At 66.3% G+C, this 15,095-nt stretch carries 11 protein-coding genes; 5 read left to right on the forward strand and 6 right to left on the reverse strand.

Annotated elements, in window-relative coordinates; all coding sequences use genetic code 11:
• Window positions 1-14 precede the first annotated feature (14 nt).
• The 4 genes from AAE021_RS10180 to AAE021_RS10195 all read right to left on the reverse strand — a co-directional run bounded on the left by AAE021_RS10180 (window position 15) and on the right by AAE021_RS10195 (window position 4,014).
• The gene (locus tag AAE021_RS10180; protein WP_342022221.1) at window positions 15-824 is read right to left on the reverse strand and encodes an inositol monophosphatase family protein; all 810 of its coding nucleotides are present in this window, start codon (window positions 822-824) and stop codon (window positions 15-17) included.
• Window positions 821-3,037 (reverse strand): NAD-dependent DNA ligase LigA, encoded by a 2,217-nt coding sequence (gene ligA / locus AAE021_RS10185; protein ID WP_342022222.1) that lies wholly within the window; start codon window positions 3,035-3,037, stop codon window positions 821-823. The genes AAE021_RS10180 and ligA overlap by 4 nt, the downstream gene beginning before the upstream one ends.
• 206 nt (window positions 3,038-3,243) lie before the next feature.
• Window positions 3,244-3,549: a pore-forming ESAT-6 family protein gene (locus tag AAE021_RS10190; protein ID WP_342022223.1), complete on the reverse strand. Its 306-nt coding sequence runs from the start codon at window positions 3,547-3,549 to the stop codon at window positions 3,244-3,246.
• 129 nt (window positions 3,550-3,678) lie between these two features.
• Window positions 3,679-4,014 carry a hypothetical protein gene (locus AAE021_RS10195; protein ID WP_342022224.1) on the reverse strand — a complete coding sequence of 112 codons (336 nt, stop codon included), beginning with the start codon at window positions 4,012-4,014 and terminating at the stop codon, window positions 3,679-3,681.
• A 405-nt stretch (window positions 4,015-4,419) separates the two neighbouring features.
• On the opposite strand from AAE021_RS10195, the gene AAE021_RS10200 reads away from it, so the two are divergent.
• Entirely contained in the window at window positions 4,420-6,762 is a 2,343-nt protein-coding gene (locus AAE021_RS10200; RefSeq protein ID WP_342022225.1) for an FdhF/YdeP family oxidoreductase, read from the forward strand.
• Window positions 6,763-6,870: 108 nt separating this feature from the next.
• On the opposite strand, the gene AAE021_RS10205 is transcribed toward AAE021_RS10200, so the two are convergent.
• Complete coding sequence (locus tag AAE021_RS10205; protein ID WP_342022226.1) at window positions 6,871-7,188, reverse strand: DUF6457 domain-containing protein; 318 nt, start codon at window positions 7,186-7,188, stop codon at window positions 6,871-6,873.
• Between the two features lie 162 nt (window positions 7,189-7,350).
• On the opposite strand from AAE021_RS10205, the gene AAE021_RS10210 reads away from it, so the two are divergent.
• The 4 genes from AAE021_RS10210 to eccCa are packed head-to-tail and all read left to right on the forward strand — an operon-like array spanning window position 7,351 to window position 14,193.
• The gene (locus tag AAE021_RS10210) at window positions 7,351-7,653 is read left to right on the forward strand and encodes a hypothetical protein (RefSeq protein WP_342022227.1); all 303 of its coding nucleotides are present in this window, start codon (window positions 7,351-7,353) and stop codon (window positions 7,651-7,653) included.
• Window positions 7,654-7,658: 5 nt separating this feature from the next.
• Window positions 7,659-8,996 carry a type VII secretion integral membrane protein EccD gene (gene eccD / locus AAE021_RS10215; RefSeq protein ID WP_342022228.1) on the forward strand — a complete coding sequence of 446 codons (1,338 nt, stop codon included), beginning with the start codon at window positions 7,659-7,661 and terminating at the stop codon, window positions 8,994-8,996.
• Window positions 8,996-10,153 carry a hypothetical protein gene (locus AAE021_RS10220; protein WP_342022229.1) on the forward strand — a complete coding sequence of 386 codons (1,158 nt, stop codon included), beginning with the start codon at window positions 8,996-8,998 and terminating at the stop codon, window positions 10,151-10,153. The genes eccD and AAE021_RS10220 overlap by 1 nt, the downstream gene beginning before the upstream one ends.
• Window positions 10,150-14,193 (forward strand): type VII secretion protein EccCa, encoded by a 4,044-nt coding sequence (eccCa, locus tag AAE021_RS10225; RefSeq protein ID WP_342022230.1) that lies wholly within the window; start codon window positions 10,150-10,152, stop codon window positions 14,191-14,193. Before AAE021_RS10220 ends, eccCa begins: the two co-directional genes overlap by 4 nt.
• Here the strand turns inward: eccCa and AAE021_RS10230 are convergent.
• On the reverse strand, window positions 14,190-15,023 hold the full coding sequence (locus AAE021_RS10230) for a PP2C family protein-serine/threonine phosphatase (RefSeq protein WP_342022231.1): 834 nt from the start codon (window positions 15,021-15,023) through the stop codon (window positions 14,190-14,192). The two genes, eccCa and AAE021_RS10230, sit on opposite strands and share 4 nt — an antisense overlap.
• Between the last annotated feature and the right edge of the window lie 72 nt (window positions 15,024-15,095).

The raw sequence follows: 15,095 nt of genomic DNA on the forward strand, positions 1-15,095 counted from the left end.
CGCCGGCGGCTGCCCTACTCCGGCAGGACAATGCCCGCGGCCGTGACGGCGTCGAGCCTCTCGGCGTCGTTGGCCGGCTGCGGCGGACGCTGCACCCGCACGCCGGCTTCCTCGGCAATCAGGGCACCGGCGGCGTAGTCGTATTCGTTGAGGCCGCGCTCAATGTAGGCGTCCAGGGACCCGTCCGCCACCATGCACAGATCCAGTGCCGCCGAGCCAAGCCTGCGCACGTCGGCAAAGGGGGCGGCCAGGGCCGGCAGCGCGGCGTACTGTTCGTCCCGCACCCCGGAGTCATAGGAGAAGCCGGTACCCAGCAGCCGGCCGCCCTGTTCCGGGTCCGGGCCTGTCAGCTGCCGGACGTTTCCGTGCTCGGCCAACCAGGCGCCGTGGCCGCGGGCGGCGGAATACACGCGCACCAGGGCCGGTGCGTGCACGACGCCGGCCAGCCAGTCGCCGTCGTCGTTCACCGCTGCGACCGACGTGGCGTAGTAGACGATGTTGCGGATGAAGTTGGTGGTGCCGTCCAGCGGATCGATGGACCAGCGGATGCCCGAAGCGTGGACGGGCACGCTGTCCTCCAGTTCCTCGCCCGTGACGGTGTCCTGCGGCCGGCGGCGCGCCAGGACTTCCCGGACCGCCTGCTCCGCCGCGGTGTCGAATTCGGTCACCCAGTCACCGTCGGCGCTCTTGTTCACCGCATTCAGTCCCTCGAACGTGCGGCGCGCCAGCACTGCCGCACCGGCAGCTGCAGCCTCGCGGGCGACATCGAGCAGTTCCAGCGGATCCGCCCCGGACACCGCAACGGGATCGGGAAGCGGGCTCATGCCTGCTCTTCTTCCAGCCGGCCGGCCAACAGCGCGCGGAAGCCGTCCTCGTCCAGCACCGGCACCCCCAGGGATTCCGCCTTGTCCAGCTTGGTGCCGGCATTCTCGCCCGCCACCAGGTAGTTTGTTTTTTTGGAGACGGACCCCGATGCCTTGCCGCCGCGGGTAATGATGGCTTCCTTGGCCTCGTCACGGCTGAAATTCGGCAGGGTTCCCGTCACCACGATGGTCATGCCTTCGAGGGTGCGGGGCACTGACTCGTCGCGCTCATCCGCCATCCGGACCCCGGCGGCTGCCCACCGGTCCACGATTTCGCGGTGCCAGTCCTCCGCGAACCATTCGGTCAGGGCTGCGGCAATGGTGGGTCCCACGCCGTCAACATGTGCCATCTGCTCTTCGCTGGCCGCGCGGATGGCTTCCATGGAGCCAAAGGCGGTGGCGAGCGCGCGGGCCGCTGTCGGACCCACATGCCGGATGGACAACGCCACGAGCACGCGCCACAGCGGCTGGGTCTTGGCCTTCTCCAGTTCGGTGAAGAGCTTGCGCGTGGTGGCAGTGGGCTCGGAGGGCTTCTTCGCCGTGCCCTTGGAGTAGAAGTACGGAACCAGCTCGGTGCCGTCCACCACGCCCTTGACCCGTTTGGGCCGTTCAATCCGCACGTCGGCGAGGTCTTCGACGGTGAGGTCAAAAAGACCTGCTTCACTGGTCAGCGGCGGCACTTCGGGTTCTGCGGGCTGCGTCAGCGCAATCGCCGCCTCCCAGCCGAGCGCCTCGATGTCGAAGGCTCCGCGCCCGGCCAGATGGAAGACCCGCTCGCGCAGCTGCGACGGGCAGGACTTCGCGTTGGGGCAGCGAATGTCGACGTCGCCCTCCTTGGCCGGCTTCAGCTCCGTGCCGCAGGACGGGCAGTGGGTGGGCATGACGAAGTCGCGTTCGCTGCCGTCACGGAGCGCGACGACGGGGCCAACGATTTCCGGAATCACGTCCCCTGCCTTGCGCAGCACCACGGTGTCGCCGATCTTCACGCCCTTGGCCCTGACCACGTCCTGGTTGTGCAGGGTGGCCATTTCCACAGTGGACCCCGAAACCAGGACGGGCGTCATCATCCCGTAAGGGGTGACACGGCCGGTGCGGCCCACGTTCACCCGGATGTCCAGCAGCTTGGTGTTCACTTCCTCCGGCGGGTACTTATAGGCCACCGACCAGCGCGGCACCCGCGAGGTGTGCCCCAGGGCGCGCTGCAGCGCGAAGTCGTCGACCTTGACCACGATGCCGTCGATTTCGTGGGCGAGGTCGTGGCGGTGCTCGCCGTTGGTGGCGATGAATTCCAGGACCTCTTCGTAGGAGTCCAGGACCTTGTAATACGGCGACGTCGGCAGCCCCCACTGCTTAAGCAGTTCGTAGGTTTCCGACTGGCTGGCCGCGCTTAGTCCCTCCCGGGCGCCGATCCCGTGGACGTACATGCTCAGCGGACGCTGCGCGGTCACTTCGGGGTCCTTCTGCCGAAGGGACCCGGCCGCCGCGTTGCGCGGGTTGGCGAAGGGCGCCTTGCCGGCTTCCACCATGGTTTCGTTCAGGCGCGCGAACTCCTTGGAGGGAATGAACACCTCACCGCGGATCTCCATCTCGGCAGGCATGTTCTCGCCCTTGAGGACCCTGGGGATGGATTTGATCGTCAAGACGTTGTGGGTGATGTCCTCACCCGTGGTGCCGTCACCCCGGGTGGCGGCGCGGACCAGTTCGCCGTTGCGGTAGAGCAGGTTCACCGCGAGGCCGTCGATCTTAAGCTCGGTGAGCCACTTGATCTTCGCTCCGGGGGCTATGTTGGCGACGGAGGCCTCGGCCTTGCGCACCCAGGCGTCCAGTTCATCGAGGGAGAAAACATCCTCGAGACTGTACATCCGCTGCAGGTGTTCCACCGGAGCGAAGGCAGCGGATACTTCTCCGCCGACCTCCTGCGTGGGGGAATCATTGGTGACCAGCTCTGGGTGCAGGGCCTCGATTTCTTCGAGGCGGCGGTACAGCCGGTCAAATTCGGCGTCCGACACCAGCGGTGCGTCTTCGTTGTAATAGGCGAAGCGGTACTTCCGCACCTGGTCCGCGAGCGCCTCATATTCCTCGCGCAGGTCCCCTGCGGGAGGGGTTTCCGCACTGAGGGATTCAACGGCGGCTTCGGTGTCCGATAGTTCCGGGGATGTCTTGGCTGTGCTCACCTATCCAATCTTGCCCCATGACGCCTGCCTGCGGGAGCCGTGCGGCGCTGTGGAGCCGGACTTGAGCACCCCGGTGGGCTGTTCCTCCAGGAGTACGGGATCCCCGGGGCATTCCGGCAGGGCCGGGAACAACCGTTGCTGTTCCCGGCCCCCCGTCCGGAGGGGGTGGGAATGGCTGAGCCGGCGCCGACGCATGGCTGCCGGTCCTAGCCAATGTTCTGCACGGCGCCCCTGGCACGGGCCCCCGCACTGGACGCCGTCTGGTCATTGAGGTTCAGGGTCTGCTTGACGAGGGCAATGATGTTCCTGGTCTCATTGGCTGCATTCCTAAACCGGTTCTCCACTGACTGGTATTCGTCGGAGACACCATCGGCCTGAAAATCCGACATGGCGGAATTCACCGATTTCTCCCGCTCGCCGATCAGGGATTCCAGTTGCCCCACCAGGGACTGGATATCCCCCTGCACTGCGGCGGAGGTGTCAGTGTCATAGCTCAAACGATCCTGGGACATGGCATACCTTTCAAAATCAGTCGGAAAATCAGGTCAGGCAGAACGAAGGGACAGAACTCGTCACCGTGGCGCGGTCAGCTCAATATGCTGCGGTCAGCTCAATGTGCCGCCGTCAGCGCGAGGCTGCCGTCAGCGCGAGGAACCGAAACGCGCAGCATCAAAGGCGGCGGCCCCCTGCTGCTGCTGGGCGTTGTCCGCGCTTTCCTGGTCACCCAGGTGAAAGGACCGGTCCATCTCGGACTGCCCCATGAGAATGGCGGCCAGGGATACGTTCAGCTCGTTGGCCACTTCGTCGGTGCGGGCCTTGAACTCGTCAAACTTCACCCGGCCTGAGCCGTTGAACTTTCCCTCCAGCGGAGCCACCGCCTGCACCAGCGCGCGCACCAGCTGACCGAGGTCCTGGTTGGAGGCGCCCGTCTGCTGCGTCAGCGTTCCAAGTGTCTGGGAACCCATATCGAATTTCATCACTGCCCACCTTCAGCGCCTCTGCGCCATCGTCCGGTTCGGTCCGGCGGTAACCCGGGCTCCCCTGCGGGATGCCGTTGGCTCTCCCCCGCTGGCTGCCCGTTGGCCTGCCGATGGCTATATCCAACGCGGACGCCCGGGGAAACACCATGCAAGCGCCCAGCCTGTGGATAACTGCGGAAAGCTGCTGCAGCAGGTGTGCGGGGCCCCGCAACCGCACGCCGGGGAACCGCTTAACCGCCGCCTGTGAAACTGCCGCCGGCAGAATGGCCTTCCGCCGCGCGCGGGGTAAACCTTGCTATGGTGTGGCGCACCTGCTAGGCCTATTCGTACGGATGTGGCGGGCCGGCCGGGATGATCCCGGACCGGAGACCGCCGACGGCGGATGGTGAAGGGAAGTGCAGAGTGGCACGGAAGGAACCACGCGTTGAAAACGTGGATGAAAAGGACATCGAGGTCAAGGCGCCTAAATCCTGGGCGGCGGGCATCCCGGGGGTCTACAACTCGCTGAAGCCGGCCCTTCAGCACATGGGCGTAAAGCGGACGCTCGAAGCCACGTTCAAAATGAACCAGAAGGACGGCTTCGACTGCCCCAGCTGCGCCTGGCCGGATCCAAACCACCGCAGCAAATTCGAGTACTGCGAAGAAGGCGTCAAGGCAGTCACTTGGGAGGCCACCCCCGTGGTCATCTCATCGGAATTCTGGGCAGAGCACAGCATCAGCGAGCTTCGCAGCCGCACGGAATACTGGCTGGGCATGCAGGGCCGCCTCACCGAGCCCGTCTACAAGCCGGCCGGATCCGACCACTACCACCCCGTCAGCTGGGACGAGGCCTTCCGTCTTGTGGCGGACAAGCTCAACAGCCTGGAATCCCCGCACGAGGCTGCTTTCTACACCAGCGGCCGAACCTCCAACGAGGCAGCCTTCCTGTACCAGCTCATGGTGCGCGGTTTCGGCACCAACAACCTTCCGGACTGCTCCAACATGTGCCATGAGTCCTCCGGCTGGGCCATGGGCCAGACCATCGGAATCGGCAAGGCAACCGTCACTTACGATGACTTCGGCAAGGCGGACCTCATCATCCTGATGGGACAGAACCCCGGAACCAACCATCCGCGCATGCTCACCGCCCTCGAGGGCTGCAAGCGCAACGGCGGCAGCATTGTGGCCGTAAACCCGCTCCCCGAAGCCGGCCTCCGGCGGTACAAGAATCCGCAGAAGGTCCGCGGCATTGCGGGCAAGGGAACCGAGCTCGCCGATCAGTTCCTGCAGGTCCGCCTCGGCGGCGACATGGCGCTGCTGCAGGCCATCTCCAAGCGCGTCCTGGAAGCGGAGGAGCGCAACCCCGGCACGGTCCTGGACCACGATTTCCTGGAAAAGCACTGCGAAGGCCTGGAAGACCTCAAGCAGCACCTTGTCCATCTTGATGACGCCACGGTGGTGGAGGCCACCGGCCTGCCGATCGAGGAGATCAATGAACTCGCCGACCGGTATCTGAAAGCCGAGAAGGTCATCATTACCTGGGCCATGGGCATTACCCAGCAGAAAAAGGCAGTGCCCACCATCAAGGAAATGATCAACCTGCTGCTGCTGCGCGGGAACATCGGCAAGCCGGGTGCAGGCGCAGCTCCCATCCGCGGACACAGCAACGTTCAGGGCGACCGCACCATGGGCATCTGGGAACAAATGCCCCCTGCCTTCCTGGACGCGCTCGGCAAGGAATTCAACTTCGATCCCCCGCGGGACCACGGCACCGACGCCGTCGAAACCTTTTACCGCATGCAGGACGGACACATCAAGGTTTTTGTTGCCCTCGGCGGCAACCTCATTTCGGCCATCTCCGATACGCACTTCGCCGAAGCCGCAATGCAGAAAACCGAAATGACGGTCCAGATCTCCATCAAGCTCAACCGGTCACATCTCATCACCGGAGAGGAAGCGCTCATTCTGCCCACAAAGGGCCGGACGGAGCTGGACATCCAGGAGAGCGGGCCGCAGTTTGTTTCGGTGGAGGACACCGTGTGCGCTGTTCACGCATCCAGGGGAAACCTGACGCCGGTCTCTGACAACCTGCTGTCCGAACCGGCCATCGTGTCCCGGCTGGGCGCCCTGATCGTCGGGGACAGGATCGACGCCGACTGGGCAGGCTTTGAGAAGAACTACGACCTGATCCGCGATCACATCGGCCGGGTGGTGGAAGGCTGCGACAACTACAACGAGCGAATCAGGCACGAGGGCGGGTTTGTGCTGCCCAACGGTCCCCGGGATTCGCGGACGTTCCACACGCCGACGGGCAAGGCAGTGCTGACGGTTAATGATTTGGAAGCCGTGGAGCGCCCCGAGGGTACCCTCATCCTGCAGTCGCTGCGCTCCCACGATCAGTGGAACACCACCATCTACGGACACAATGACCGGTACCGGGGTATCCGCGGCGGACGCCACGTGCTCTTCATGAACGCTGAGGACATCACGGAACTGGGCCTGAGCGACGGACAGTACGTGGACATTCACGGCGTCCACCACGACAACGCGGAGCGGGTGCTGCGCAAATTCCGTGTCGTCTCCTACCCCACGCCGCGGGGCTGCGTTGCCGCCTACTATCCCGAGGCCAACGTCCTGGTGCCGATGGACCACGTCGCGGAGGGCAGCAACACTCCCGTGTCGAAAACGGTGCTGGTGCGGGTGGAGCCCAATCTCGATCCGGCAGCGGAGCAGCGCGAGGATTTCAAGACGCGGACGCCCGCCTAGCCGGCGGCGCCGGTCCCGCGCGCCCGCCCGTCCCGGTCACTGGCCGGAGCGGCGGGCGCCCGGGCCACCCGCGGTGTCACAGCGGGTGGCCGGGCAACCCTCGGCTGGCTACTGGGCCGAGTCCTTCCAGCCCGGCTGGTCCGGGCCATCAAGGCCGGTGGCCGCAAGCTGGAAAGCCGTATCCGCTGCACTGCGGACAGCCTCATCCGCTGCCTTCCGGCCACTGGTCTTGGACAGCCCGGCCGCGTACCCCACCACAAACGTGCTGATCAGCCCGGCGTTGTTTCCAACCGTCTTGGATGACTGTTCCGCGAGCTCCACGAGCATCTTGTGGTCCACTTCCAAGTCCAGAATCTGCAGTGCCTGGGTTAGGCGCCGGCTCCATTCACTCAGCGTGCGTTCTTCGGTATCAGGGTTCGAACTCATGGCATCTCCTTCGGTGCGGACTGGTGCATCAAGGATTAGCACCGGGCGCTGCATTGCACAACGTCCGCGCCACCGCGCGTCGCCGTCCTGATTTCCGGAGTTATCCCCAGACCTAGAATCCCCCGGGCAGGACAGCCCCGCCGGTGCAAGGATGTACGCAACGTGTCCAAGGGCGAGGGGACCTCAGTGGCCAGCGACTATGACAACCAGCTCATCGAATCCGTCACCGTGCGCCGGCACCGGCTGCTGGCGGCCCTTCTCTTCGGGGGAAATCCGCATGAACGCCGCTGGATGGACAGCCTCCGGTTGTTTATCCTCAGCGTCGCAGCCGCAGCGGTCATCGCCTCGGTCTGTGTCGGATACTCCTTTGTCAGCAACCTGCTCGCCGACAACCGCGCCAAACAGGAACACGCCGCGGTCCCGGCCTCCGTCAGTTCCACGCTTTTGCACCGGGCCGGTGGCTAACAGCCATGGCGCACCCCTTTACCCGAGTCACGCTGATTGGCACCCGCACGCACGTTGACCTGTTGCTGCCCTCGAATCAGCCCGTCGGACTGCTTCTGCCCCAGGTGCTGAATATCTTGGATGACCCACCCGCCCAGGCGGTCGCAGCCAAGGTGTTGGTGGCGGCGGACGGTACGGAGCTTAATGCTGAGGCGTCCCTGAACCAGGCCGGAGTCCTGGACGGAACGTCCCTGCTGCTGTGCAATGCCTCTGAAGCCCCTCCCGCAGCCGTCGTCTACGATGTCAACGACTTGGTCGTTAGCGGGGCGGGGTCGGTCACCGGCCGGTGGAATCGCCGGTGCCGGGACATCACCGCAGGGACCTATGTTGCGCTGAGCATCTGGGCCGGGGCCGAAATTCTGCTGGCCTTTCTCGCACCGGATGCGGCCTGGTGGATGCTTTTTGTGTTGTCCCTGCTCGGGCTGGCCGCAGGGACAGCGGTGAATCACGGTCCCCGCCGCTCCGCCATCGGTTCCGCGTTTCTGGGCGCCGGCTGGCTGACCGGCCTGGGCGGGGCCATCCATCTGTACGGCGGCGTTCCGGAACGTTTTCCGCCGGCTGCCGTGGCGCTGGCGGGGTTGACAGTCCTGACTCTGGCCGCGCTCGGAGCCGGTGCGGCCCAGCCGCGCGCGTGGTTCAGCGGTGCCGCCACCCTGGCCCTCGCCGCCGGGCTGTGGACGGCCGCCGGTGCCTTCAGCGGCGACTCCGTGCGGGCCGCAGCCCTCGCAGCGCCGGCAAGTGTGCTGCTGCTGGGACTGCTGCCCAAAATGGCCCTGGCCTCCTCGGGGCTGGCCACGCTGGATGATCAACGCGCGAAGGGCGGTTCCATCGCCCGCAGCAATGCGGTGGACGCCCTTGCCGCCGCCCACCGCAGCCTGACGCTCGGAACAGTCGTCGCCGCACTGTCCCTGGCACCGGGCCTGTGGCTTCTCGGCACCGACACGAACCGCCAACACTGGACGCTTCCCCTGCTGCTGGCGCTGACGCTGGCGGTTTTTCTGCGCACCCGCTCCTTTCCCCTGGTGGCACAGCGCAGTGCGCTGTACCTGGCCGCCGCCGTCGGCCTCAGCGCAGCAGTGCTGGCTGCGCTGCGGTTCCTCCCCCACCAGCCGTGGGCGGTGGGTTTGGCCGTCCTGGGAACCGCGGCCGGCGCCGCCATGGCACTAACCCTGGTGTTCCCCGACCATACGCTGGCCCGTCTCCGGCTGCTGGCCAAGCGGCTGGAATCGGTGGCCATCCTGGCTTCTGTTCCGCTGGCCGTCGGACTTTTTGGCGTATTCGCCCAACTTCTGGGGAGTTTCTAATGCACGGTGTCTTCACCCCACTCCCATCCGAGTCCTACGGCGCCCCGGCGCGCGCCTCCGGCGACGGCTTCGAATCGGATCCACAACGGATACGGCGCGTCCTGCGGACCCGGCCGGCGCAGTCACCCCTGCACCGTTTTCTGGCCGGTTCCGCTGGCCTCTTCCGCGGCGACGACTATCCGCAGCGGCTGGCCGGAGAAGCCGCCGGAACACAGCACCCGGTGACAACGGGGCGCCGCATCGCAGTGGTCGGCACACGCGGCGGGGCGGGAAAAACCACGGTCGCCGCACTGCTGGCACGTATTTACGCCGCCATGCGCAGCGACACCATCGCCGTCGTCGATCTGGCTCCTGGAGCCGGAACCCTTGGCCTGCGCCTTGGGGTTCCCCATGCGCCGCCGCTCGAGACCGCCGCCGCCCGGCTGCAGGCAGGAACTCCCGAATCCCTGCGCGGGCTCACCGCGCTCCTGTCCGTCGCCGAGCCGGGAAACCTTCTCGTGGCAGGCCGCCGGGCGCAGAAGAACCACGGAGGAGAGAGCACCAGCCATCCCGCCACCACCGTGTGGGTTCCCGCCGGGCCCCACACGCCGCCGGAGTGGACCCCGGACGGCCCACCTGATGCCGGTGGCCCCGGACAAACCCGCAGCGCACGAAACACCCCGCCGGAAGTGCCCGACGGCGCCTCCCGGATGTCCCGGGTCATCTCCCGCTACTGTCCCGTCACCATCTTCGACTGCGGTTCGGGACTAACTGATCCTGCCACGCTGTGGGCGGCCGGACACTCGCATGTGGCGGTCTTCGTCACCCCTGCCAGTGTTGCCGGGCTGGACGACGCCCTGGAGTATGCCCACGCCTGGCGGCGCAACCCCGGGCACTCTGCAACGCCCTTGTTGGTACTGGTGGTCCAACCTGCCTCCGACCGGTATTTCACGGCATCGCGGGAAGCAGACCGGCTGAGTCTTGCCGGAGTGCCGGCCCTTCATCTGGGCCGGGACCGGCACCTGGCCGCCGGGGTTGAGGTGAGTCCGCCCCTGTTATCCCGCCGCACCCGCCTGGAGGCGGTCACCGTGGCCTCGCGGGTCCTGACCGCCGCCGTCTCCAGCCCGGGGCCGCAGCTGCCCGTTGAACAGATTACTCACGGAAACCTCCGCCTATGAGCACGAGAATCCTGCACCGTCCAGCGCGCACCACTGCCCCGGCAAGAACCATGGATGCCTTTACCCTGGATGCCCCTCCTCCCCTGGAAGGCGGCAAAACCGGCATGAACATGATGTCCCTCGTTCCCCTTCTGGGCGCCGGAGTCTCGATGACAGTCATGATGCTCTTTCGGGGATCACCGCTGGCCGCCGTGGGAGCCCTGATGATGATCGTGACCATCATTGCGTCGGTGATCATGATGCTCAGCCAGCGGGGCCGGCAGGGTAAACAGCGCCGGGAACAGCGGGAAAACTATCTGGAATATTTGGAGCGTTCACGGGCCGCCCTTCGAGCCGATGAACTCAAGGCGCTTGCCGTCGCACGGGTTGCCAGTCCGCCGCCGGACGCCCTGTTCGACATCCTCCGCAACCCGCAGCGCATCTGGGAACGCCGCCGCTCCAACGAGGATTTCCTGCACGTGCGGATCGGAACCGGCCCGCGCCGCAACCGTGACATCACGATAATGAATCCCGGATCGGCGCTTGCCCAGACTGACACCTTCATGACCACCGAGCTGGAAATCCTCAAGCGCCGCTATGAGTCCAGCCCCGAGTTGCCGCTGACCGTGCCCCTGGACGGTGCCGGCAACGTTTCGGTGGTCGGATCCCGCAGCTTCGTAACCACGGTGGCACGGCTCCTGCTCACTGAAGGCACGGCTTTCCATTCCCCCGAAGACCTCCATCTGGCGCTGATCCTTCCGGAGGAGCGGCGGGATGATTGGGAATGGACCGCGTGGCTGCCACACCTGGCGGACCAGAAAAGTACGCACCCAACTGGTCCCGTGCGGCGGCTCGCTCCCACGGCCGATGCCCTGGCCGAGGTCCTCGCCGAGGACCTGGACCTCCGTTCATCCCTCGCCGCGGAATCCCGGAAGAACTTCCTGCGCGGCGGCGTTGGCGCATCCCTGCCCCGCCTGCTGGTGGTCAGCGATTCGTACGGCATGCTTCCGGCGGAGCTGCAGCTGCCGGATCAGCAGGCCTCGGCTGGGTCGCTGGGCATCACCACGCTTTTCCTCGTTGCCGACCGGCGGCAGGAACCGGGCGAAGTGGCGGTGCGCATCAGTGAGGAGCCCGGCGAGGGGTTCATCCTGGAGAACTACCGCGGCGATCCGGTGAACCCCACCGTCGAGCACGGAACCCTGGACAGCCTCCCCGTGCCGCTGGCCGAAGCCCTGGCCCGGGAACAGGCACCGCTGCGGCTTGCTCCCGATTCGCTGGAACACGACGCGTCCGGGAACGCCCAGGGCTTCCTCGAGATGCTGGGACTCTCGGCCAATCTGGACGAGGCGGACATCAGGCGGTTGTGGAAGCCCCGCGGCGAGGTGGATTTCCTCCGGGTTCCGCTGGGCCCCGATGACCGCGGCCGCCCGGCACTGCTGGATCTGAAGGAATCGGCACAGTTCGGCCACGGGCCGCACGGTCTCTGCGTTGGTGCTACCGGATCGGGCAAATCGGAGCTTCTGCGCAGCATGGTGGTGGGGCTGCTGGCCACCCACTCCCCCGAAGTCCTCGCCATGGTGCTGGTGGACTACAAGGGCGGCGCCACCTTCGCGCCGTTTACCGGGGCGCCGCAGGTAGCCGGCGTCATCACCAACCTGTCCGACGACGTCAGCCTCATCGAGCGCGTTTACGCCAGTCTCTCGGGCGAAATACAGAGGCGGCAGGAAGTGCTCAAGGCGGCCGGGAACCTCGCCAACATCACCGACTATCAGCTGCACCGGCAGGAGCTGAAAGCCAGCGGCCGGGATCTGGCGCCCCTGCCGCATCTGGTGGTGATCATCGACGAGTTCGGTGAACTGCTCACTGCCCGCCCGGATTTTATCGAACTCTTCCTGTCCATCGGCCGCATCGGACGCTCCATCGGGGTTCACCTGCTGCTGTCCAGCCAGCGGATCGAAGGCGGAAAGCTGCGCGGCCTGGATACCTACCTCAGTTACCGGATTGGACTGCGCACGCTCTCCGAAGCCGAATCCCGGACGGTCCTGGACACTGCCGATGCCTTTCATCTGCCTCCGGTCCCCGGGTTCGGCTACCTGAAGGTGGACACCACCACCTATACCCGGTTCAAGGCCGGCTACGTGTCCGGGCCGCTGGAGTCGGCACAGCAGGATGAGCAGCCGGAGTATAAAAATGATCATCCCGTTGTCCTGCCGGTGCCACGCTATGCAGCGTCCCTCGCTGGTCCCGCGGAGGCCCGCGGCCGTGCGGCCGGCGGCCACGAGGCGGGCGACGGCGACGGCGAAGGCGTGGCCCCCTCTGCGCCGTCATCGACGCCGTCGTCCAAACGCACCACGGGGCCGACGGTGCTCTCCACGCTCATGGACACCCTCTCCGCGTTCCCGCGCGCCGTGGCCCCCATCTGGCTGCCGCCGCTGCCCCGCGGCATTTCCCTTGACCAGGCGGCCGGCGGGCTCTCCGGGGACAACGGGCCTTCCGAGAACAGAGGGCTGAGGCTCGCCAGCGGCGGATCGCTGCGGATCCCCGTGGGCCTGCTGGATGACCCGGCCAAGCAGTGGCAGGGAATCTGGGAACTGGACCTGGCCGCGAACGGCGGCAATGCGGCCATCGTCGGCGGGCCGCAGACCGGCAAGAGCACCGCCCTGCGCACCATCGTGGCGTCGCTGTCGCTGACGCACAGCCCCGCCGAGGTGGGCATCTATGCCGTTGACCTGCTGGGCAGCAGCCTTCTGCCGCTGGAAGGACTGCCCCATGTGGGCGGGGTGGCGGTGCGCACCAATCGGGAGATCGTGCGCCGGACCGTGGACGAGCTGCTGGCCATGCTCGCCCACCGCGAGCAGGTGTTCGAACAACACCGGGTGGATTCGCTGGCAAGTCTGCGACGGCGGTGCCTGGCGGGGGAAATCCCTGAATTGCCCAGCGCCGACATCGTTCTGGTCCTGGACGGATATGGTCAGCTCAGCGATGAGTTCGAGGACATTGAGAAATCAGTCCACGCGCTGATCAGCCGCGGCGCCGGTTACGGGATCCACGTGATCGCGACCTGTTCGCGGATGAACGAAATCCGCATTTCCCAGCAAAGTTTCTTCGGCAACCGCATCGAGCTCAGGCTCGCCGATCCGGGAGAATCCGCCCACGGCCGCAAACCTGCTGAGGCCGTGACCACGGACAGTCCGGGCCGGGCGCTCATGGACCGGAAGCTGCAGGGGCACTTCGCGCTGCCGCGGGTGGATTCAAACCCCGACGGCGGTTCGGCCACCGAGGGACTGCGTGAACTGGTGGCTGCGGTGGCCGCGTCCACCATTGAACGGGCCATGCAGGTCAGGGTCCTTCCGGGGATGGTTTCCGCGGCCGCTGCTCCCACCCCCAGTGCTGCGGCTGCCGTTCCGCTCGGTCTCCGCGAAACTGATCTGGGCACGGAAATCCTGGATCTGGACGGGCGGGAACGGCACCTGCTGATCATGGGTGATGATGGCTCCGGCAAGACCAATGTCATGCGCTCGGTTATCCGGCGGCTCATGGAACAGCACCGGCCCGAGGACATAGTCTTTGCTGTCTTCGACCCGCGCCGGAGCCTGACCGGGGAAGTTCCGGCCGAGTCCCTGGGCGGCTACGCGACAAGCGCCGCACTGGCTGATCAGCTCGCCGCCGCCGTCGCCGGAGAACTGCAAAAACGCAGCACGGCGGCTCCGGCGGAACTGGCCGGCCTGCCGCGCATCGTGCTCGTGATTGACGACTACGATGTCCTGACCGCCGGCGGAGCGTCACCGCTGAGCCGGTTGACCCCGTTCCTTCCGTTGGCACCGGAGATTGGCCTGCACGCGGTGCTGTCCCGGCGGGTGCGCGGGGCCAGCCGCGGCATGTACGAGGCGTTTTTCACCGCGCTGCGGGATTCCGGCAGCGGAGCGTTGATTCTCTCCGGAGACCGGGCCGAAGGGACCCTTATCAACGGCATCAGGGCGCGGACGCTGCCCCCGGGGCGGGCCCAGCTGATCCAGCCGGGCAAGCCGGTCCAGGTGCTCCAGCTGTTCCACAATGATTAGCCGGCGTTCCCTGGGGCACCGCCGGAGTCTGCGGCACCGGGAAGGGTTGCCACTGCCGGCACGCTGCCCGTGAGGGAACCTTCCACATAAATGACCAGGACGGTGACATTGTCGCGCCCGCCGGAGCGCAGGGCCGCCTCAACCATTGCGGCGCAGGCGTCCTGGGGGTTGGCGACGGAGGAGAGGATCTGCTGCAGTTGCCCGTCGCTGACCTCGCCGGTCAGCCCGTCTGAACACACCAGCAGACGGTCCCCGGGCTCCACCGGAATCAGCCAGTAGTCAGCCTCGGTGTCGCTGCCTGTTCCCAGGGCGCGGGTGACAACGTGCCGGCGCGGGTGAATCAGCGCTTCATCCGGCGTAATCTGCCCCATGTCCACCAGTTCCTGGACTTCGCTGTGATCCACGGTGATCTGTTCCAGCAGCCCGTTGGTCAGGCGGTATGTCCGGGAGTCCCCCACATTGAAGACCAGCCAGCACGGCCGGCCAGCGTCATCACGGACGAGGACGGCGCCGGTCAGGGTGGTGCCTGCGCGGCCGCCGGTCGCTTCCCGGATTCCGGCATCGGCTTCACGGAGGAGCAGCTGCAGGTCGGACGCGCTGACCTCGGGAAGATGCTCGCCCACAAAAGGTGCGTCGCCCAGCGTCCGGACGCAGATGCTGCTGGCCACTTCCCCGGCTTCGTGGCCGCCCATGCCGTCCGCAACGGCGAAGACCGGATCCGCAGCGATCAACGAATCTTCGTTTTGGTCACGGCGCAGACCGCGGTCGGAGGCGTAGCCAAAGACGGCACGGACCTCCAGGTCCGGGGATGTCGTTTCGTCGGAGTTCATTCACGCCCTATCCGGAAGCTGCCCGCTGTGGTGGTCCACAGTAGTGACACATATTACGCATTTCTCCTGCTT

This window comes from Arthrobacter citreus, from assembly GCF_038405225.1.
Classification (GTDB): domain Bacteria; phylum Actinomycetota; class Actinomycetes; order Actinomycetales; family Micrococcaceae; genus Arthrobacter_B; species Arthrobacter_B citreus_A.

Excerpts from the sequence above, each read along its gene's own strand:
- eccD (WP_342022228.1), top strand. The coding sequence starts at position 7,659 with ATGGCGCACCCCTTTACCCGAGTCACGCTGATTGGCACCCGCACGCAC.
- AAE021_RS10190 (WP_342022223.1), bottom strand. The coding sequence starts at position 3,549 with ATGTCCCAGGATCGTTTGAGCTATGACACTGACACCTCCGCCGCAGTG.
- AAE021_RS10205 (WP_342022226.1), bottom strand. The coding sequence starts at position 7,188 with ATGAGTTCGAACCCTGATACCGAAGAACGCACGCTGAGTGAATGGAGC.
- eccCa (WP_342022230.1), top strand. The coding sequence starts at position 10,150 with ATGAGCACGAGAATCCTGCACCGTCCAGCGCGCACCACTGCCCCGGCA.
- AAE021_RS10230 (WP_342022231.1), bottom strand. The coding sequence starts at position 15,023 with ATGAACTCCGACGAAACGACATCCCCGGACCTGGAGGTCCGTGCCGTC.
- AAE021_RS10220 (WP_342022229.1), top strand. The coding sequence starts at position 8,996 with ATGCACGGTGTCTTCACCCCACTCCCATCCGAGTCCTACGGCGCCCCG.
- AAE021_RS10195 (WP_342022224.1), bottom strand. The coding sequence starts at position 4,014 with ATGAAATTCGATATGGGTTCCCAGACACTTGGAACGCTGACGCAGCAG.
- AAE021_RS10180 (WP_342022221.1), bottom strand. The coding sequence starts at position 824 with ATGAGCCCGCTTCCCGATCCCGTTGCGGTGTCCGGGGCGGATCCGCTG.